General features: G+C 55.9%; 31 protein-coding genes. 30 read left to right on the top strand and 1 reads right to left on the bottom strand.

The window, feature by feature from the left end; genetic code table 11:
• The first annotated feature begins 8 nt into the window (after positions 1–8).
• The 30 genes from rpsJ to bfr all read left to right on the top strand — a co-directional run bounded on the left by rpsJ (position 9) and on the right by bfr (position 16,014).
• On the top strand, positions 9–320 hold the full coding sequence (gene rpsJ, locus AC1RP7_RS22445) for a 30S ribosomal protein S10 (protein WP_003186070.1): 312 nt from the start codon (positions 9–11) through the stop codon (positions 318–320).
• A gap of 80 nt (positions 321–400) precedes the next feature.
• Positions 401–1,036: a 50S ribosomal protein L3 gene (gene rplC, locus AC1RP7_RS22440; protein ID WP_007955641.1), complete on the top strand. Its 636-nt coding sequence runs from the start codon at positions 401–403 to the stop codon at positions 1,034–1,036.
• A 12-nt stretch (positions 1,037–1,048) separates the two neighbouring features.
• Complete coding sequence (gene rplD, locus AC1RP7_RS22435; RefSeq protein ID WP_003228735.1) at positions 1,049–1,651, top strand: 50S ribosomal protein L4; 603 nt, start codon at positions 1,049–1,051, stop codon at positions 1,649–1,651.
• On the top strand, positions 1,648–1,947 hold the full coding sequence (gene rplW / locus AC1RP7_RS22430) for a 50S ribosomal protein L23 (protein ID WP_002555488.1): 300 nt from the start codon (positions 1,648–1,650) through the stop codon (positions 1,945–1,947). Before rplD ends, rplW begins: the two co-directional genes overlap by 4 nt.
• Before the next feature lie 14 nt (positions 1,948–1,961).
• Positions 1,962–2,786, top strand: coding sequence for a 50S ribosomal protein L2 (gene rplB / locus AC1RP7_RS22425; protein ID WP_008018194.1), 825 nt, complete (start codon positions 1,962–1,964; stop codon positions 2,784–2,786).
• Positions 2,787–2,802: 16 nt separating this feature from the next.
• Complete coding sequence (rpsS, locus tag AC1RP7_RS22420) at positions 2,803–3,078, top strand: 30S ribosomal protein S19 (RefSeq protein ID WP_002555486.1); 276 nt, start codon at positions 2,803–2,805, stop codon at positions 3,076–3,078.
• Between the two features lie 11 nt (positions 3,079–3,089).
• Positions 3,090–3,422: a 50S ribosomal protein L22 gene (gene rplV / locus AC1RP7_RS22415; RefSeq protein WP_003103908.1), complete on the top strand. Its 333-nt coding sequence runs from the start codon at positions 3,090–3,092 to the stop codon at positions 3,420–3,422.
• Positions 3,423–3,435: 13 nt separating this feature from the next.
• Positions 3,436–4,122, top strand: coding sequence for a 30S ribosomal protein S3 (rpsC, locus tag AC1RP7_RS22410; protein WP_007970424.1), 687 nt, complete (start codon positions 3,436–3,438; stop codon positions 4,120–4,122).
• A gap of 12 nt (positions 4,123–4,134) precedes the next feature.
• Entirely contained in the window at positions 4,135–4,548 is a 414-nt protein-coding gene (gene rplP / locus AC1RP7_RS22405; RefSeq protein WP_003228729.1) for a 50S ribosomal protein L16, read from the top strand.
• Positions 4,548–4,739 (top strand): 50S ribosomal protein L29, encoded by a 192-nt coding sequence (gene rpmC / locus AC1RP7_RS22400; RefSeq protein ID WP_002555481.1) that lies wholly within the window; start codon positions 4,548–4,550, stop codon positions 4,737–4,739. The genes rplP and rpmC overlap by 1 nt, the downstream gene beginning before the upstream one ends.
• Positions 4,740–4,741: 2 nt before the next feature.
• The gene (rpsQ, locus tag AC1RP7_RS22395; protein WP_003176419.1) at positions 4,742–5,008 is read left to right on the top strand and encodes a 30S ribosomal protein S17; all 267 of its coding nucleotides are present in this window, start codon (positions 4,742–4,744) and stop codon (positions 5,006–5,008) included.
• Positions 5,009–5,031: 23 nt separating this feature from the next.
• Complete coding sequence (gene rplN, locus AC1RP7_RS22390) at positions 5,032–5,400, top strand: 50S ribosomal protein L14 (protein ID WP_002555479.1); 369 nt, start codon at positions 5,032–5,034, stop codon at positions 5,398–5,400.
• Between the two features lie 11 nt (positions 5,401–5,411).
• Complete coding sequence (gene rplX / locus AC1RP7_RS22385) at positions 5,412–5,726, top strand: 50S ribosomal protein L24 (protein ID WP_064454355.1); 315 nt, start codon at positions 5,412–5,414, stop codon at positions 5,724–5,726.
• A 22-nt stretch (positions 5,727–5,748) separates the two neighbouring features.
• A complete protein-coding gene (gene rplE, locus AC1RP7_RS22380) occupies positions 5,749–6,288 on the top strand; it encodes a 50S ribosomal protein L5 (RefSeq protein ID WP_003210069.1) in 540 nt (179 codons plus the stop codon).
• Between the two features lie 13 nt (positions 6,289–6,301).
• Positions 6,302–6,607: a 30S ribosomal protein S14 gene (gene rpsN / locus AC1RP7_RS22375; RefSeq protein WP_003176414.1), complete on the top strand. Its 306-nt coding sequence runs from the start codon at positions 6,302–6,304 to the stop codon at positions 6,605–6,607.
• 209 nt (positions 6,608–6,816) lie between these two features.
• Positions 6,817–7,209, top strand: a complete 393-nt coding sequence (gene rpsH / locus AC1RP7_RS22370) for a 30S ribosomal protein S8 (RefSeq protein WP_003186040.1) — start codon at positions 6,817–6,819, stop codon at positions 7,207–7,209.
• Between the two features lie 12 nt (positions 7,210–7,221).
• Positions 7,222–7,755, top strand: coding sequence for a 50S ribosomal protein L6 (gene rplF, locus AC1RP7_RS22365; protein WP_003176412.1), 534 nt, complete (start codon positions 7,222–7,224; stop codon positions 7,753–7,755).
• A gap of 10 nt (positions 7,756–7,765) precedes the next feature.
• A complete protein-coding gene (gene rplR / locus AC1RP7_RS22360; protein WP_003186037.1) occupies positions 7,766–8,116 on the top strand; it encodes a 50S ribosomal protein L18 in 351 nt (116 codons plus the stop codon).
• A 3-nt stretch (positions 8,117–8,119) separates the two neighbouring features.
• Positions 8,120–8,620, top strand: coding sequence for a 30S ribosomal protein S5 (rpsE, locus tag AC1RP7_RS22355; RefSeq protein WP_003186035.1), 501 nt, complete (start codon positions 8,120–8,122; stop codon positions 8,618–8,620).
• Between the two features lie 2 nt (positions 8,621–8,622).
• Complete coding sequence (rpmD, locus tag AC1RP7_RS22350) at positions 8,623–8,799, top strand: 50S ribosomal protein L30 (RefSeq protein WP_003176408.1); 177 nt, start codon at positions 8,623–8,625, stop codon at positions 8,797–8,799.
• A gap of 3 nt (positions 8,800–8,802) precedes the next feature.
• A complete protein-coding gene (gene rplO, locus AC1RP7_RS22345) occupies positions 8,803–9,240 on the top strand; it encodes a 50S ribosomal protein L15 (RefSeq protein ID WP_003228720.1) in 438 nt (145 codons plus the stop codon).
• Positions 9,241–10,569, top strand: a complete 1,329-nt coding sequence (gene secY, locus AC1RP7_RS22340; RefSeq protein WP_003210064.1) for a preprotein translocase subunit SecY — start codon at positions 9,241–9,243, stop codon at positions 10,567–10,569. It begins immediately after the preceding gene.
• A gap of 24 nt (positions 10,570–10,593) precedes the next feature.
• The gene (gene rpmJ / locus AC1RP7_RS22335; RefSeq protein ID WP_002555468.1) at positions 10,594–10,710 is read left to right on the top strand and encodes a 50S ribosomal protein L36; all 117 of its coding nucleotides are present in this window, start codon (positions 10,594–10,596) and stop codon (positions 10,708–10,710) included.
• Between the two features lie 130 nt (positions 10,711–10,840).
• Complete coding sequence (gene rpsM / locus AC1RP7_RS22330; protein ID WP_009045849.1) at positions 10,841–11,197, top strand: 30S ribosomal protein S13; 357 nt, start codon at positions 10,841–10,843, stop codon at positions 11,195–11,197.
• A gap of 30 nt (positions 11,198–11,227) precedes the next feature.
• Positions 11,228–11,617 carry a 30S ribosomal protein S11 gene (gene rpsK / locus AC1RP7_RS22325; RefSeq protein WP_002555466.1) on the top strand — a complete coding sequence of 130 codons (390 nt, stop codon included), beginning with the start codon at positions 11,228–11,230 and terminating at the stop codon, positions 11,615–11,617.
• A gap of 18 nt (positions 11,618–11,635) precedes the next feature.
• Positions 11,636–12,256 (top strand): 30S ribosomal protein S4, encoded by a 621-nt coding sequence (gene rpsD, locus AC1RP7_RS22320; RefSeq protein ID WP_003176404.1) that lies wholly within the window; start codon positions 11,636–11,638, stop codon positions 12,254–12,256.
• Positions 12,257–12,278: 22 nt separating this feature from the next.
• Positions 12,279–13,280, top strand: a complete 1,002-nt coding sequence (locus AC1RP7_RS22315) for a DNA-directed RNA polymerase subunit alpha (RefSeq protein WP_007970428.1) — start codon at positions 12,279–12,281, stop codon at positions 13,278–13,280.
• A gap of 42 nt (positions 13,281–13,322) precedes the next feature.
• Positions 13,323–13,709: a 50S ribosomal protein L17 gene (gene rplQ, locus AC1RP7_RS22310; RefSeq protein ID WP_007970429.1), complete on the top strand. Its 387-nt coding sequence runs from the start codon at positions 13,323–13,325 to the stop codon at positions 13,707–13,709.
• 237 nt (positions 13,710–13,946) lie between these two features.
• A complete protein-coding gene (locus AC1RP7_RS22305; RefSeq protein WP_493182734.1) occupies positions 13,947–15,401 on the top strand; it encodes a catalase in 1,455 nt (484 codons plus the stop codon).
• 148 nt (positions 15,402–15,549) lie between these two features.
• A complete protein-coding gene (gene bfr / locus AC1RP7_RS22300; protein ID WP_008053867.1) occupies positions 15,550–16,014 on the top strand; it encodes a bacterioferritin in 465 nt (154 codons plus the stop codon).
• Between the two features lie 65 nt (positions 16,015–16,079).
• Here bfr and uvrA read toward each other — a convergent pair whose 3' ends face one another.
• On the bottom strand, positions 16,080–18,914 hold the full coding sequence (gene uvrA, locus AC1RP7_RS22295; RefSeq protein WP_150814486.1) for an excinuclease ABC subunit UvrA: 2,835 nt from the start codon (positions 18,912–18,914) through the stop codon (positions 16,080–16,082).
• Positions 18,915–18,975: the final 61 nt, after the last annotated feature.

Genomic DNA, 18,975 nt, shown 5'->3' with positions numbered 1-18,975 from the left:
GAAATCCAATGCAAAATCAGCAAATCCGTATCAGGTTGAAGGCTTTCGACCATCGCCTGATCGACCAATCAACCCAGGAAATCGTGGAAACCGCGAAACGTACTGGTGCTCAAGTGCGTGGTCCAATTCCACTGCCTACCCGTAAAGAGCGGTTCACCGTTCTGGTCTCCCCGCACGTCAACAAAGACGCGCGTGACCAGTACGAGATCCGTACTCATAAGCGCGTTCTGGACATCGTCCAGCCAACGGATAAAACCGTTGATGCTCTTATGAAGCTTGATCTTGCGGCCGGTGTGGAAGTGCAGATCAGCCTCGGCTAAGACTCGGTCTTAGTCGTGTAACGCTCTGAAATGGGCGGCCATAGCGGGTGAAAGCCCCGTACACTCATGAGGTTTACAACATGACTATTGGTGTAGTCGGTCGTAAAGCGGGTATGACCCGTATTTTCACCGAAGAAGGTGTCTCCATTCCGGTCACGGTCATTGAGATCGAACCGAATCGCGTCACCCAGTTCAAAACTGAAGAGACCGATGGCTATCGTGCAGTGCAAGTCACTGTCGGCGAGCGTCGTGCTTCGCGTGTAACAGCAGCTCAGGCTGGCCACTTCGCTAAAGCGAACGTTGCCGCTGGTCGTACCGTAATGGAATTCCGCCTTGAAGAAGGCGAGTACCAGGCCGGCGATCTGATCAACGCTGAAATCTTCGCCGCTGGTCAACTGGTTGATGTAACCGGTCAGTCCAAGGGTAAAGGCTTCCAGGGTACGATCAAGCGTTGGAATTTCCGCGGGCAAGATAACACCCACGGTAACTCCGTATCCCACCGCGTTCCAGGCTCTATCGGCCAGTGCCAGACTCCTGGTCGTGTATTCAAGGGCAAAAAAATGTCCGGTCATATGGGCGCTGAGCGCGTGACCGTGCAGTCCCTCGAAGTAGTGCGCGTGGACGCTGAACGCAATCTGTTGTTGGTCAAGGGCGCTGTTCCTGGCGCTACTGGCGGCAACTTGGTTGTACGTCCAGCAGCCAAGGCTCGCGGTTAAGGGGAAGCTGACATGCAATTAAATGTAAATGACGCTCAAGCGATCGAAGTTTCCGAACTGACATTTGGCGGCGAATTCAACGAGACGCTGGTTCACCAAGCAGTCGTAGCCTACATGGCTGGCGGTCGTCAGGGTTCCAAGCAGCAAAAGACCCGTTCCGACGTTCGTGGTGGCGGTAAGCGCCCATGGCGTCAGAAAGGTACTGGCCGTGCTCGTGCCGGTACTATCCGTAGCCCAATCTGGCGTGGCGGCGGTACCACTTTCGCAGCTCGTCCTCAGGATCACTCCCAGAAGCTGAACAAGAAGATGTACCGCGCAGCAATGCGTTCCATCCTTGCTGAGCTGGTGCGTACTGATCGTCTGGTCGTGGTTCAGGATTTCGCCGTTGAAACGCCGAAAACCAAAGACCTGCTGGGCAAACTGAACAACATGAGCCTGACCGACGTTCTGATCGTGTCCGACGCTGTTGATCAGAACCTGTACCTGGCTGCTCGTAACCTGCCACACGTAGATGTACGTGACGTGCAAGGTTCCGATCCAGTTAGTCTGATCGCATACGACAAGGTGTTGATCACCGTGTCGGCCGTGAAGAAATTCGAGGAGCTGCTGGGATGAACCAGGAACGCGTATTTAAAGTTCTGCTTGGCCCGCACGTTTCCGAGAAGGCTACGGTTCTGGCAGACAAGAAAGGCCAGTTCGTTTTCAAGGTTGCTACCGACGCAACCAAGCTGGAAATCAAGAAGGCCGTCGAAAGCCTGTTCAGCGTGAAAGTAGAGCGTGTTACTACCCTGAATGTTCTGGGTAAGAGCAAGCGCACTGCTCGCGGTCTGGGCAAGCGTAATGACTGGAAGAAGGCAGTTATCTCCCTTCAGCCAGGCCAAGATCTCGATTTCAGCAGCAGTGCTGAGTAAGGAAGGGGTGCATCATGGCAATCGTTAAATGCAAACCGACTTCCCCTGGCCGCCGTTTTGTGGTCAAGGTGGTCAACCAGGAGCTGCATAAAGGCGCTCCTCACGCACCGCTGCTCGAGAAGAAATCGAAGACTGGTGGTCGTAACAACAATGGCCGTATTACCACTCGTCACATCGGTGGTGGTCATAAGCAGCATTACCGTATGGTCGATTTCCGTCGCAACGACAAAGATGGCATCGTCGCCACTGTCGAGCGTATCGAATACGATCCAAACCGTACTGCTCACATCGCACTGCTCTGCTACGCAGACGGCGAGCGCCGCTACATCATCGCCCCTAAAGGCGTGAGTGCTGGCGACACGCTGATCGCAGGCGCTCTGGCTCCAATCAAGCCAGGTAACGCTCTGCAACTGCGCAACATTCCAGTCGGTTCTACCGTACACGGCATCGAACTGAAGCCAGGTAAAGGCGCGCAGATCGCTCGTTCCGCTGGTGCTTCGGCTCAGCTGATCGCTCGTGAAGGCGTGTACGTTACCCTGCGTCTGCGTTCCGGTGAAATGCGTAAAGTCCTGGCTGAATGCCGTGCGACCCTGGGCGAAGTCTCGAACTCCGAGCACAGCCTGCGTTCGCTGGGTAAAGCTGGTGCCAAACGCTGGCGTGGCGTTCGCCCAACCGTTCGTGGTGTTGCCATGAACCCGGTTGACCACCCACATGGTGGTGGTGAAGGTCGTACCTCTGGTGGTCGTCATCCGGTATCGCCATGGGGCTTCCCGACTAAGGGCGCGAAGACTCGTGGTAATAAGCGTACCGACAAAATGATCGTCCGTCGTCGCAAGTAAATAGAGGGATACGACAGTGCCACGTTCTCTGAAAAAAGGTCCTTTTATCGATCTTCACCTACTGAAGAAGATCGAAGTGGCGGCGGAAAAGAACGATCGCAAACCGGTGAAAACCTGGTCGCGTCGTTCGATGATCCTGCCACAAATGGTCGGTCTGACCATCGCAGTACACAACGGTCGTCAGCACGTCCCAGTTCTCGTGAACGAAGACATGGTCGGCCACAAACTGGGCGAGTTCGCCGGTACCCGCACTTATCGCGGGCACGTGGCAGACAAGAAAGCCAAGCGTTAAGGGGTTAGGAAATGGAAGTAGCCGCTAAGTTGTCGGGCGCTCGAATCTCCGCCCAGAAAGCCCGCTTGGTCGCCGACCAGATCCGCGGGAAGAAGGTGGGCGAAGCGCTCAACCTGTTGGCTTTCAGCAGTAAGAAAGCCGCCGAGATCATGAAGAAAGTGCTGGAGTCGGCCGTAGCCAACGCCGAGCATAACGAAGGCGCAGACGTTGATGACCTGAAGGTCAGCACTGTTTTCGTCAACGAAGGGCGTTCGCTGAAGCGCATCATGCCGCGTGCCAAAGGCCGTGCTGATCGCATCGTCAAGCGGTCTTGCCATATCACTGTCAAGGTTGCTGACAAGTAACGGAGTCGAAGAGATGGGTCAGAAAGTACATCCCATTGGCATTCGCCTGGGAATCGTCAAGGAGCACACCTCCGTCTGGTACGCAGACGGTCGGACTTATGCGGACTATTTGCTCGCAGATCTGAATGTGCGTGAGTACCTCCAAGACAAACTAAAAAGCGCGTCCGTAAGCCGTATCGATATCCATCGTCCGGCCCAAACTGCACGCATCACCATCCACACCGCTCGTCCAGGTATCGTTATCGGGAAGAAAGGTGAAGATGTTGAGAAACTGCGTCAGGACCTGACCAAGCAAATGGGTGTGCCTGTGCACATCAATATCGAAGAGATCCGCAAGCCGGAGCTCGACGGTATGCTGGTTGCGCAGAGCGTAGCTCAGCAGCTGGAGCGTCGCGTAATGTTCCGTCGCGCTATGAAGCGCGCAGTACAGAACGCCATGCGCATTGGTGCCAAAGGCATCAAAATCCAAGTGAGCGGTCGTCTCGGCGGTGCTGAAATCGCACGTACTGAATGGTATCGCGAAGGTCGTGTGCCATTGCACACCCTGCGTGCCGACATCGACTATGCCAACTACGAAGCTCACACCACTTACGGTGTGATCGGTGTAAAGGTTTGGATCTTCAAAGGCGAAGTAATTGGTGGTCGCCAAGAAGAACTGAAACCACAAGCACCAGCGCCTCGTAAAAAAGCTGCTAAGTAAGGGGTACGCCAAATGTTGCAACCAAAGCGTACGAAGTTCCGCAAGCAGATGACTGGTCACAACCGTGGCCTGGCATTGCGCGGTAGCAAAGTCAGCTTCGGCGAGTTCGCGCTGAAGTCTGTTGCTCGTGGTCGTCTCACCGCTCGTCAGATCGAGTCAGCGCGTCGTGCTCTGACCCGTCACGTAAAACGTGGCGGCAAGATCTGGATCCGTGTATTCCCGGACAAGCCGATCTCCAAAAAACCTCTCGAGGTTCGGATGGGTAAAGGTAAGGGTAACGTGGAATACTGGGTTGCCCAGATTCAGCCAGGCAAAGTCCTGTATGAAATCGAGGGTGTTTCTGAAGAGCTGGCGCGTGAGGCTTTCGCCCTGGCTGCTGCAAAGCTGCCGCTCGCCACCTCCTTTGTTAAACGGACGGTGATGTGATGAAAGCGAATGAACTTCGTGAAAAATCCGCACAGCAGCTGAACGAGCAACTGCTCGGCCTGCTGCGCGACCAGTTCAATCTGCGTATGCAGAAAGCAACTGGCCAGTTGGGGCAGTCTCATCTGCTCTCGCAAGTTAAGCGTGACATCGCTCGCGTGAAGACTGTGCTCAACCAGCAGGCAGGTAAGTAATCATGGCTGAAGCCGAAAAAACTGTCCGTACGCTGACTGGCCGTGTTGTCAGCGACAAGATGGACAAAACCATCACCGTTCTGATCGAGCGTCGCGTTAAGCACCCGATCTACGGTAAATACGTTAAGCGTTCGACTAAGCTGCACGCGCACGACGAAACCAATCAGTGCCACATCGGCGACAAAGTCACTATTCGTGAAACTCGTCCTTTGGCCAAGACCAAGTCTTGGGCGCTGGTTGATGTTCTCGAACGCGCTGTGGAAGTCTAAGGACTAGGGGTCGGAGAAATTATATGATTCAGACTCAATCCATGCTCGATGTGGCCGATAACAGCGGCGCTCGCCGCGTTATGTGCATCAAGGTGCTGGGTGGCTCCCATCGTCGTTACGCTGGTATCGGTGACATCATCAAAGTTACCGTGAAGGAAGCAATTCCTCGCGGTAAAGTGAAAAAAGGCCAAGTGATGACTGCTGTAGTAGTCCGCACTCGTCACGGCGTACGTCGTGCTGATGGCTCCATTATCCGCTTTGATGGCAACGCTGCTGTTCTGTTGAACAACAAGCAAGAGCCGATCGGCACCCGTATCTTTGGGCCAGTGACCCGTGAACTTCGTACTGAGAAGTTCATGAAGATCGTCTCGCTCGCCCCAGAAGTGCTGTAAGGAGATCCGACATGCAAAAGATTCGTCGTGACGACGAGATCATCGTGATCGCCGGCAAAGACAAAGGTAAGCGCGGTAAGGTGCTTAAGGTTCTCACTAACAACCGTTTGGTTATTGGTGGTCTGAACCTGGTCAAGCGTCATACCAAGCCTAACCCGATGTCGGGCGTGCAGGGCGGTATCGTCGAAAAAGAAGCTCCACTGGATGCTTCTAACGTCGCCATTTTCAACGGCGAAACCAACAAGGCTGACCGCGTTGGTTTCAAAGTAGAAGACGGCAAGAAAATTCGTGTCTTCAAGTCGACCCAAAAAGCGGTTGATGCTTGAACACTGCTAGGTAGATGAGACCATGGCACGACTAAAAGAGATTTACCGGAAGGAAATTGCTCCGAAACTTAAGGAAGAACTTAAGCTTTCGAACGTGATGGAAGTTCCGCGCGTTACCAAAATCACCCTGAACATGGGTCTGGGCGAAGCGATCGGCGACAAAAAAGTCATCGAGCACGCTGTTGCTGACCTGGAAAAGATCACCGGCCAGAAAGTCGTTGTGACCTACGCTCGCAAATCCATCGCTGGCTTTAAAGTCCGTGAAGGTTGGCCGATCGGCGTCAAAGTGACCCTGCGCCGTGAGCGTATGTACGAGTTCCTGGATCGTCTGCTGTCGATCTCCCTGCCTCGGGTTCGCGACTTCCGCGGCCTGAATGCCAAGTCCTTCGATGGTCGTGGCAACTACAGCATGGGCGTGAAAGAGCAGATCATCTTCCCGGAAATCGACTACGACAAGATCGATGCTCTCCGCGGTCTGGACATCACCCTGACCACCACTGCCAAGAACGATGATGAAGGCCGCGCTCTGCTGCGTGCGTTCAAATTCCCGTTCCGCAACTGATTGGAGTAGGACCATGGCCAAGATGAGCATGAAAAACCGCGAGCTGAAGCGTCAGCTCACGGTTGCCAAGTACGCCAAGAAGCGTGCAGCACTGAAAGCTATCATCGTTGATCTGAACGCAAGTCCAGAAGCGCGTTGGGAAGCTACAGTAGCCCTGCAGAAGCAGCCACGTGACGCAAGCGCTTCGCGCATGCGTAACCGCTGCCGCCTGACCGGTCGTCCACACGGCGTTTACCGCAAGTTCGGCCTCGGCCGTAACAAGCTGCGTGAAGCTGCCATGCGTGGTGACGTACCGGGTCTGGTTAAAGCCAGCTGGTAAGTACTGTCAAAGTCTCGGTGTCCAGGATCGCAAGATCCTGACCACCGGTGGCCTTGAATCTGGATCAAGCCCCTTTTGGGGCTTGATTCATTTCCGGGGTGTGTCTAGAATACCCGGCTCGCCTGAGCCCGTGTTTTTCATGCTCGGAGATTCTCGGCGACACGTAATAGCCGCAAGGCTAATTTTTTTGTATTAGGAGCGTCTAGCCCATGAGTATGCAGGACCCGTTAGCGGACATGCTAACTCGTATCCGTAATGCCCAGATGGCTGAAAAGTCCGTCGTAAGCATGCCATCTTCCACGTTGAAGGTAGCTGTTGCCAAAGTCCTGAAGGACGAAGGTTACATTGCGGGTTATCAGATCAGCAGCGAAATCAAACCACTGCTGTCCATCGAGCTGAAGTACTTCGAAGGCCGTCCGGTTATCGAAGAAGTGAAGCGCGTTAGCCGTCCAGGCCTGCGTCAGTACAAGTCCGTCGATGATCTGCCAAAAGTTCGTGGCGGTCTCGGTGTGTCTATCGTCTCCACCAACAAGGGTGTGATGACTGATCGTGCTGCGCGCGCTGCCGGTGTCGGCGGCGAAGTTCTTTGCACTGTGTTCTAAGGGGGGATAAGCATGTCTCGCGTCGCTAAGAACCCCGTTAAGCTGCCAGCCGGTGTCGAAGTAAAATTCGCAGGCCAACAGCTTTCGGTGAAGGGTGCCAAGGGCACTCTCGAACTGAACATCCACTCGTCCGTTGAGATCGTTGAAGAAGCTGGTGAGCTGCGTTTCGCTGCTCGCAATGGCGATCAACAGACTCGCGCGATGGCTGGTACCACTCGTGCGTTGGTAAACAACATGGTCCAGGGCGTAAGCCAAGGCTTCGAGCGCAAGCTCCAGCTGGTCGGTGTTGGTTACAAAGCGCAAGCAAAAGGCACAGTGCTGAACCTGGCTCTTGGCTTCTCGCACCCAGTGGATTACGAACTGCCGGAAGGCATCACCGCTGAGACTCCTAGCCAGACCGATATCCTGATCAAGGGCATCGACAAGCAGCTGGTAGGTCAAGTGGCCGCCGAGATCCGCGACTTCCGTCCACCAGAGCCGTACAAAGGCAAAGGTGTGCGCTACGCGGACGAAGTCGTCCGTCGTAAAGAAGCCAAGAAGAAGTAGGGCATAGCAAATGACCGACAAAAAAGTTACTCGACTGCGTCGCGCTCGCAAAGCACGCCTGAAAATGCACGAACTCGAAGTCGTGCGTCTCTGCGTGTTCCGCTCTTCGCAGCACATCTACGCCCAGGTCATTTCGGCCGACGGCAACAAAGTCCTGGCAAGCGCCTCGACTTTGGATAAAGAACTGCGTGATGGTGCCACCGGCAACATCGACGCGGCCACTAAGGTTGGCCAGCTGGTCGCTACGCGTGCTAAGGCCGCTGGCGTCTCGCAAGTGGCTTTCGACCGCTCTGGCTTCAAGTACCACGGCCGCGTTAAAGCGCTGGCTGATGCTGCTCGTGAAGCTGGGCTGGAGTTCTAAGTTATGTCAAATAACGACCAAAAGCGCGACGAAGGCTACATCGAGAAGCTGGTTCAAGTTAACCGCGTAGCCAAAACCGTTAAAGGCGGCCGTATCTTCACCTTCACCGCGTTGACCGTGGTTGGTGATGGTAAGGGCCGTGTTGGCTTCGGCCGTGGCAAGTCGCGTGAAGTGCCTGCTGCGATCCAGAAGGCAATGGAAGCTGCTCGCCGCAACATGATCCAGGTTGATCTGAACGGCACCACTCTGCAGTACGCAATGAAGTCCGCTCACGGCGCTTCGAAGGTGTACATGCAGCCTGCTTCTGAAGGTACCGGTATCATCGCTGGCGGCGCTATGCGTGCTGTCCTCGAAGTTGCTGGCGTTCAGAACGTTCTGGCCAAGTGCTACGGCTCGACTAACCCTGTAAACGTGGTTCACGCCACTTTCAAGGGTTTGAAAGCAATGCAGTCTCCTGAATCCATTGCCGCCAAGCGTGGCAAAAGCGTCAAGGAGATCTTCTGATCATGGCTACCGTAAAAGTAACGCTGATCAAAAGCATGACCGGCCGCATCCCTAACCACAAACTGTGCGTTAAGGGTCTGGGTCTGCGTCGCATCGGTCACACTGTAGAAGTCCAGGATACTCCCGAGAATCGCGGGATGATCAACAAGGCTTACTACATGCTGCGTGTCGAGGGTTAATCGATGAAACTCAATGATCTGAGTCCAGCGCCGGGTTCCCGTCGCGAAAAGCATCGTCCGGGCCGTGGTATCGGTAGCGGTTTGGGTAAGACTGGTGGCCGTGGTCACAAAGGTCAGACCTCCCGCTCCGGTGGCACCATTGCTCCAGGCTTTGAAGGCGGTCAACAGCCGCTGCATCGTCGCCTGCCGAAGTTCGGTTTCGTTTCCCTGAAAGCCATGGATCGCGCAGAAGTGCGTTTGTCCGAGCTGGCTAAAGTGGAAGGCGACATCGTCACCGTGCAGTCCCTGAAAGATGCCAACGTGATCAATGTCAACGTACAGCGTGTGAAAATCATGCTGTCCGGTGAAGTGACTCGCGCTGTCACTATCGGCAAGGGAATCGGCGCCACCAAGGGTGCGCGTGCGGCTATCGAAGCAGCTGGCGGCAAGTTCGAGGAATAAATGGCTAAGCAAGGTGCTCTCTCTGCGCTCGGCAAAGGCGGTATGTCTGAACTCTGGGCTCGTCTGCGTTTTCTGTTCCTGGCGATTATCGTCTACCGAATAGGCGCACACATCCCGGTTCCAGGTATCAACCCGGACCGACTCGCGGACCTGTTTCGACAGAATGAGGGGACCATTCTTAGCTTGTTCAACATGTTTTCCGGCGGCGCGCTGGAGCGGATGAGCATCTTTGCACTGGGGATCATGCCGTACATCTCGGCATCGATCATCATGCAACTGATGACCGCCGTCAGCCCGCAGCTGGAGCAGTTGAAGAAGGAAGGTGAAGCTGGCCGTCGCAAGATCAGCCAGTACACCCGCTACGGCACTGTCATCCTCGCCCTGGTTCAGGCTATCGGCATGTCCGTTGGCCTGGCGGGGCAGGGTGTTGCGTTCACTGGTGACTTTGGCTTCCATTTCGTCGCGGTATCCACGTTTGTGGCTGGTGCGATGTTCATGATGTGGCTGGGTGAGCAGATTACTGAGCGTGGTGTTGGCAACGGTATCTCGATGTTGATTTTCGCAGGTATCGTCGCCGGTCTTCCGAGAGCGATCGGGCAGTCTTTCGAGTCTGCACGTCAGGGTGATATCAACATCTTCGCCCTGGTTGCCATCGGTTTGCTGGCAGTAGCGATTATCGGTTTCGTGGTGTTCATTGAGCGTGGTCAGCGTCGTATTGCTGTTCACTACGCCAAGCGTCAGCAGGGCCGCAAGGTCTTCGCTGCGCAGACCAGCCACTTGCCGCTGAAGGTGAACATGGCCGGTGTTATTCCGGCTATTTTCGCGAGCAGCATTTTGCTGTTCCCGGCTTCGTTGGGTGCCTGGTTCGGTCAGTCTGAAGGTATGGGCTGGTTGCAGGACATCTCGCAGTCGATCGCTCCTGGTCAGCCGTTGAATATTCTGCTGTTTAGTGCAGGGATTATTTTCTTCTGCTTCTTCTATACGGCGTTGATGTTCAATCCGAAAGACGTAGCGGAAAACCTGAAGAAGTCCGGTGCCTTTATTCCGGGCATCCGTCCAGGTGAGCAGTCTGCGCGCTACATTGATGGCGTTCTGACTCGCTTGACCATGTTCGGTGCTCTTTACATGACGGCCGTCTGCCTGTTGCCCCAGTTCCTGGTGGTTGCAGCCAACGTACCGTTCTACCTTGGCGGGACCTCGTTGCTGATCGTCGTCGTGGTTGTGATGGACTTCATGTCCCAAGTACAATCGCACCTCGTTTCGCACCAGTACGAATCCCTGATGAAGAAAGCCAACCTGAAGGGTTACGGCAGCGGCATGCTGCGCTGACCCATAAGGTTCGAGGAGTTGGTGATGAAAGTTCGTGCATCGGTGAAAAAGCTGTGCCGTAACTGCAAGATTATTCGCCGCGAAGGTGTTGTTCGAGTAATTTGCAGCGCGGAACCGCGTCACAAACAGCGCCAAGGCTGAGTGTGATTGTGCTTCAAGCCCGGCAGCTAGTGCGCTGCCGGGTTGATTATTTGTTATTACAGCGATATTATCTCGCGCCCTATTTCTTGGCTTCCGGGGCGTAGGTAGCTGTCAATTGGAGTCCCACTGAATGGCCCGTATTGCAGGCGTTAACATTCCAGATAACAAGCATACTGTTATCTCGCTGACCTACATCTATGGTGTTGGTCGCACTACTGCACAGAAAATTTGTGCAGAGACTGGGGTAAACCCAGCAGCAAAGATCAAAGATCTGAGCGACGAGCAAATTGAACAGCTGCGTGGCGAAGTGGCGAAGTTCACCACTGAAGGTGACCTGCGTCGCGAAATCAACATGAAAATCAAGCGCTTGATGGACCTCGGTTGCTATCGCGGTCTGCGTCATCGTCGCGGTCTTCCAGTACGCGGTCAGCGTACCAAGACCAACGCGCGTACCCGTAAAGGTCCGCGTAAGCCGATCCGCAAGTAATCGCCCCAGCGAATCGACAGGAATTTAATCATGGCAAAACCTGCTGCTCGTCCTCGTAAAAAAGTTAAAAAGACAGTGGTTGATGGCATCGCCCACATCCATGCATCTTTTAACAACACCATCGTGACCATCACCGACCGTCAAGGTAACGCTCTTTCCTGGGCTACCTCCGGTGGTTCGGGTTTCCGCGGTTCCCGCAAGTCCACCCCGTTTGCTGCTCAAGTAGCTGCTGAACGTGCTGGTCAAGCTGCGCTGGAATACGGCCTGAAAAACCTCGACGTCAACGTCAAAGGTCCAGGTCCAGGTCGTGAATCCGCAGTCCGCGCTTTGAACGGCTGTGGCTACAAGATCGCCAGCATCACCGACGTGACGCCAATCCCGCACAACGGGTGCCGTCCGCCGAAGAAGCGCCGCGTGTAATCCAGGAGATTGTAAAGAATGGCTCGTTACATTGGTCCAAAATGCAAACTCGCTCGTCGCGAAGGCACCGATCTCTTCCTGAAGAGCGGCGTGCGCGCGATCGAATCGAAGTGCAACATTGAAGCAGCACCTGGTATCCACGGCCAACGCCGCGGTCGCCAGTCCGACTACGGCACCCAACTGCGTGAAAAGCAGAAGGTCCGTCGTATCTACGGCGTTCTCGAGCGTCAATTCAGCGGCTACTACAAAGAAGCTGCTGGCAAGAAAGGTGCAACCGGTGAAAACCTGCTGCAACTGCTCGAATGCCGTCTGGACAACGTTGTATACCGTATGGGCTTTGGTTCGACTCGTGCCGAATCCCGTCAGCTGGTATCGCACAAGTCGATCAGCGTAAACGGTCAGACCGTTAACGTTCCGTCCTACCAGGTTCGTGCTGGTGACGTGGTCGCTGTTCGCGAGAAAGCAAAAAATCAACTTCGCATTGTCCAAGCTCTCGATCTGTGTGCCCAACGTGGCCGCGTAGAATGGGTAGAAGTAGACACTGAGAAGAAGTCGGGCGTTTTCAAGAACGTTCCAGCTCGCAGTGATCTGTCCGCCGACATCAACGAAAGCCTGATTGTCGAGCTCTACTCCAAGTAAGGGCTAGAAAATAGGTGCATCCATGCAGATTTCGGTAAATGAGTTCCTGACACCCCGCCACATTGATGTGCAGGTTGTCAGTCCAACCCGCGCCAAGATCACTCTCGAGCCTCTCGAGCGTGGCTTTGGCCATACCCTGGGCAACGCGCTGCGCCGCATCCTGTTGTCCTCAATGCCCGGCTGTGCAGTAGTCGAGGCCGAGATTGACGGTGTGCTCCACGAGTACAGCGCCATCGAAGGTGTACAGGAAGACGTAATTGAAATCCTGTTGAACCTTAAAGGTCTGGCTATCAAGCTGCACGGTCGTGACGAAGTTACGCTGACCTTGTCGAAGAAGGGTTCGGGGGTGGTTACCGCTGCCGATATTCAGCTGGATCATGATGTCGAGATCGTTAATCCCGATCACGTAATCGCTAACCTGGCGTCTAACGGCGCCCTGAACATGAAGCTCGTAGTAGCTCGTGGTCGTGGTTATGAACCGGCAGACTCGCGTCAGAGCGATGAAGACGAAAGCCGCAGCATCGGTCGCTTGCAGCTTGACTCTTCGTTCAGCCCGGTTCGCCGTATCGCATACGTGGTGGAAAACGCCCGTGTCGAGCAGCGTACTAACCTGGACAAGCTGGTTATTGATCTGGAAACCAACGGTACTCTGGATCCTGAAGAGGCAATTCGTCGCGCTGCAACCATCCTGCAACAGCAGTTGGCTGCGTTCGTCGACCTCAAGGGTGACAGTGAGCCAGTGGTTGTCGAGCAGGAAGACGAGATCGATCCGATCCTGCTTCGCCCGGTTGACGATCTGGAACTGACTGTACGTTCGGCTAACTGCCTTAAGGCGGAAAACATCTACTACATCGGTGACCTGATTCAGCGTACCGAAGTAGAGCTGTTGAAGACTCCGAACCTGGGCAAGAAATCCTTGACTGAAATCAAGGACGTTCTGGCCTCCCGCGGTCTGTCCCTCGGCATGCGCCTCGACAACTGGCCGCCTGCAAGTCTTAAGAAGGACGACAAGGCGACTGCCTGATCGTCGTAATCACCGAACGTAGTGTTTGGTAAGGAATGAACCATGCGTCATCGTAAAAGTGGTCGTCACCTGAGCCGCACCAGCTCGCACCGCAAGGCCATGTTCCAAAACATGGCGGTGTCGCTGTTCGAGCACGAGCTGATCAAAACTACTCTGCCAAAAGCTAAAGAACTGCGCCGCGTTGCCGAGCCGCTGATCACTTTGGCCAAGACAGATAGCGTTGCTAACCGCCGTCTGGCTTTCGACCGTACTCGTTCGAAAGCTATCGTTGGTAAGCTCTTCAACGACCTGGGCAAGCGTTACGCTACCCGTGAGGGTGGCTACCTGCGCATCCTCAAGTGCGGTTTCCGCGCTGGCGACAACGCTCCTATGGCGTACGTCGAGTTGGTTGATCGTGCTACTGCTGGCGAAGCTGTATCTGCCGAGTAAGACGTCAGTCTGAAACAAAGAACCGGGCCTAGTGCCCGGTTTTTTGTGCCTGTAAGAAACGCGCCCTCTGTACAAGCGCCTCCCGTGTCCTCGTCGTCATTATGTGATGGGGATGATCATTAGTTTTTATCTATCGATGTCTGCAGGTTAATGAATTTGTAGCTGTCATATTGATGATCAATACTCCTTCTCAGCCGATAGCCGGCAGTTCAAGACCGACAGAGGAAGGAAGATCGCATGAGCCAAAACAAAACGCTTACCACCGCCAGTGGCGCTCCTGTTGCCGATAACCAGAATTCCCGTTCCGCCGGCCCTCGTGGCCCGCTGCTGCTCGACGACTTTCACCTGATCGAGAAGCTTGCCCACTTCAACCGTGAAAACATCCCTGAGCGCCGTGTACACGCCAAAGGCTCGGGTGCCTACGGTACGTTCACCGTGACCCGCGATATCACTCAATACACCAGCGCGAAGCTGTTTGAGACAGTCGGCAAGCAAACTCCGACTTTCCTGCGTTTTTCCACCGTGGGCGGTGAGCGGGGTTCGGCTGATACCGAGCGTGATCCGCGCGGGTTCGCCTTGAAGTTTTATACCGAGGAAGGCAACTGGGACATCGTCGGCAACAACACCCCCGTGTTCTTCATTCGCGATCCACTGAAGTTCCCGGACTTTATCCACACCCAGAAGCGTTTGCCGCAAAGCAACCTGAAGAGTGCCCAGGCGATGTGGGACTTCTGGTCGCATTCGCCCGAGGCGCTGCATCAGGTCACCATCCTGTTCTCCGACCGGGGTATCCCTGATGGATACCGTCACATGCATGGTTTTGGCAGCCACACTTACAGCCTCATCAACGCTCAAGGTGAGCGTCACTGGGTGAAGTGGCACTACAAGACCAAGCAGGGGATCAAGAACCTTGCTCCAGCGGAGGCTGCGCGCCTGGCGGGCACTGATCCGGATTACGCCCAACGCGACCTGTTCAATGCCATCGAGCAGGGTGATTTCCCGAAATGGCGCGTATGCATCCAGATCATGAGCGAAGCTCAGGCAGCGGTGCACTACGAGAACCCCTTTGATGTCACCAAGACCTGGTCGCAGAAAGAGTTTCCACTGATTGAAGTCGGAGAGCTGGAGCTCAATCGCAATCCGCTGAACTACTTTGCTGAAGTCGAGCAAGCGGCATTCGGTCCCAGCAACATGGTCCCAGGTGTTGGCTTATCGCCTGACCGCATGCTGCAAGGTCGAGTATTCGCTTACGCGGATGCTCACCGCTACCGTGTTGGCACCAATCACCAGCAATTGCCGGTTAATGCGCCTCGCAGTCCGGTGAACAGCTACCAGCGTGATGGTTCGATGGCGTTTGGCAGTAACGGCGGTGCGGCACCAAACTACGAGCCGAACAGCTACGTTGAGTCGCCGAAGCAAGCGCCTCGCTATGCGGAGCCGCCATTGGCACTGAGCGGTGCGGCTGATCGTTACGATCACCACGAGGATACCGACTACTACAGCCACGCCGGCGCGTTGTTCCGCTTGATGACTGGGGAGCAGCAATCATTGCTGGTTAGCAACATCGCCGGTGCGATGGCGGGTGTATCGAGTGATGTGGTTGATCGCCAGTTGCAGCATTTCCACAAGGCTGACCCGGCGTATGGAGAAGCAATCGCAAAGCTGCTCAACGTACAGCTTAACGAAGTCTAAATGAGAAGCAGAACCGCCCTTATTTGGGCGGTTTTTGCGTTATTTCAGCCGGTTTTCTCAGAATATCTTCGCTTTTATTGCGTCTTGCGAGTGACGATAAGGGCATGTTGGTTCAAACTACAACTTTAAAGCAGGGAGATGTAGGGCGATGCAAGGCCACCCAGATGTGATCGATTACCTCAACACGTTGCTGACCGGCGAACTGGCCGCGCGTGATCAATATTTCGTCCACTCGCGGATGTATGAGGACTGGGGTTTCACCAAGCTCTACGAAAGAATCAACCACGAGATGGAAGAGGAAGCAGGGCACGCTGATGCCCTGATGCGCCGGATTCTGATGCTCGAAGGCACGCCGCGCATGCGTCCGGACGATCTCGACGTCGGCACCACGGTGACAGAGATGCTCGAAGCGGATTTGCGCCTGGAATACAAAGTACGGGCTGCGTTGTGCAAGGGCATCAAGCTCTGCGAACAACACAAGGACTACGTCAGCCGCGAAATGCTGCGGGTTCAATTGCATGACACCGAAGAAGATCACACCTACTGGCTCGAGAAGCAGTTGGGTCTGATCAAGTTGATCGGGCTAGAGAACTACCTGCAATCCCACACCTGATTGCTGCGAATACAAAAAAGCCCCTGTCACTGATGAAGTGACAGGGGCTTTTTCATGGGGGCCGGTCAAGCCCGATCGCGCTCCAGCAGCGGTTTGAGGTAGTAACCGGTATGGGATTGCTTCATCTCTGACACTTCTTCCGGGGTGCCGACGGCAATGATCTGCCCGCCCTTGGAACCACCCTCCGGCCCCAGGTCCACCAGCCAGTCAGCGGTCTTGATCACGTCCAGGTTGTGTTCGATCACCACCACGGTGTTGCCGTGGTCGCGCAGGCGATGCAACACGTCCAGCAGTTGCTGGATATCCGCGAAGTGCAGACCGGTGGTGGGTTCGTCCAGGATGTACAGGGTCTTGCCGGTATCGCGCTTCGACAGCTCGCGGGACAGTTTCACCCGTTGGGCTTCACCGCCGGACAGCGTGGTCGCCGATTGCCCCAGCTTGATGTACGACAGGCCGACGTCCATCAATGTTTGCAGCTTGCGCGCCAGGGCCGGTACGGCATCGAAGAACACCCGTGCTTCCTCGATCGTCATCTCGAGGGTTTCGTGGATGCTCTTGCCCTTGTACTTGATCTCAAGGGTTTCGCGGTTGTATCGCTTGCTCTTGCACACGTCGCAGGGCACGTAGATGTCCGGCAGGAAGTGCATCTCGACCTTGATCAGGCCGTCGCCCTGACAAGCCTCGCAGCGGCCGCCCTTGACGTTGAAGGAGAATCGCCCCGGACCATAGCCGCGGGAGCGGGACTCCGGTACGCCGGCGAACAACTCGCGGATCGGCGTGAACAAACCGGTGTAGGTCGCCGGGTTGGAGCGCGGTGTACGGCCGATCGGGCTCTGGTCGATGTCGACGACCTTGTCCAGGTGCTCCAGGCCCTTGATGCTGTCGTGGGCGGACGCTTCGAGGGTAGTGGCGCCATTCAGCGCCGTGGCGCTCAAAGGGAACAGGGTGTTGTTGATCAGCGTCGACTTGCCGGAGCCGGACACGCCGGTCACACAGGTCAGCAGGCCGATCGGAATCTCCAGGTCGACATTGCGCAGGTTGTTGCCGCGCGCGCCCTTGAGCGACAGCGTCAGCTTCTTGTTGCGCGGTGTACGTTTGGCCGGGACTTCGATCTTCACCCGACCCGACAGGTATTTACCCGTCAGCGAGTCCGGGTGAGCCATGACCTCGGCCGGTGTGCCTTCGGCGACGATATGCCCGCCGTGCACGCCAGCGCCCGGGCCGATGTCCACCACGTAGTCGGCCAGGCGGATCGCGTCTTCATCGTGCTCGACCACGATCACCGTATTACCGATATCGCGCAGGTGCTTGAGGGTGCCCAGCAGCCGGTCGTTATCGCGCTGATGCAGACCGATGGAGGGTTCGTCGAGGATGTACAGGACGCCCACCAGGCCGGCGCCAATCTGGCTCGCGAGACGAATACGCTGGGCCTCGCCACCGGACAAGGTGTCCGCGCTGCGATCCAGCGACAGGTAGTCGAGGCCGACGTTGACCAGGAACTGCAGGCGCTCGCGGATTTCCTTGAGGATCTTGTCGGCAATTTCGCCACGTCGTCCGGTGAGCTTGAGCCCGCCAAAATAATCGGACGCATCGCCGATCGGCAGGTTGGTCACTGCCGGCAGGGTTTTCTCGCCGACCCACACATGCCGCGCTTCACGCCGCAGGCGGGTGCCACGGCAATCCGGGCACGACTGGGTGCTGAGGAACTTGGCCAGTTCTTCGCGCACCGATGCCGATTCGGTTTCGCGGTAACGGCGTTCCAGGTTCGGCACGATGCCTTCGAACGGGTGCGAGCGTTTGACGATATCGCCACGGTCGTTCAGGTATTTGAAGTCGACGTTTTGCGAACCACTGCCGTGCAGGATGAATTTCTGCTGATCGGCCGGCAATTCGTTGAACGGAACTTCCAGGCTGAATTTGTAGTGCGAGGCCAGCGAGCCGAGCATCTGGAAGTAATAGACGTTACGCCTGTCCCAGCCACGAATCGCCCCTTCGGCCAGGGTCAGTTCGCCATTGACCAGGCGCTTGATGTCGAAGAACTGCTTCACCCCCAGACCATCGCAGGTCGGGCAAGCGCCAGCCGGGTTGTTGAAGGAGAACAGCTTGGGTTCCAGTTCACTGATCGCGTGGCCGCAGATCGGGCAGGCGAAGCGTGCGGAGAAGATCATCTCTTCACCCGGCTCGTCATCCATCGGCGCCACCAGGGCGATGCCGTCCGCCAGTTTCAGCGCGGTCTCGAAGGATTCGGCCAGGCGTTGTTGCAGGTCGGCGCGAACCTTGAAGCGGTCGACCACGACATCGATGGTATGTTTTTTCTGCTTGTCGAGCTTGGGAGCTTCGTCCAGCTCATAGAGCTTTCCATTGATTCGGGCGCGGACAAAACCCTGCGCGCGCAGTTCTTCGAAAACCGACAGGTGCTCGCCTTTGCGCTCGCGGATGACCGGCGCCAACAGCATCAGCTTGCTGCCCTCCGGTTCGGCGAGGACCAGGTCGACCATCTGGCTGACGGTCTGCGCTTCCAGCGGGATGTCGTGATCCGGGCAACGGGGAATACCCACGCGTGCATAAAGCAGGCGCAGGTAGTCGTAGATTTCGGTGATAGTGCCGACCGTCGAGCGCGGGTTGTGCGAGGTCGACTTCTGTTCGATGGAGATCGCCGGCGACAGGCCTTCGATGGTGTCGACGTCGGGCTTTTCCATCATCGACAGGAACTGCCGGGCGTAGGCCGATAGCGATTCGACGTAGCGGCGCTGACCTTCGGCGTACAGGGTATCGAAAGCCAGGGACGACTTGCCGGAGCCGGACAGGCCGGTGATGACGATCAGCTTGTCCCGTGGCAGGGTCAGGTCGATGTTCTTCAGGTTGTGGGTTCGAGCCCCACGAATCAGGATCTTGTCCAAGGTGGCCTCGCTCGGCGGGCGTCGAAAACGTAGGAGTATACGGCCAAATACTGGATGGATG

The sequence above is a fragment of the Pseudomonas sp. GW822-FHT01E03 genome (assembly GCF_058802985.1).
This window is presented reverse-complemented; position numbering and strand designations above follow the sequence as displayed.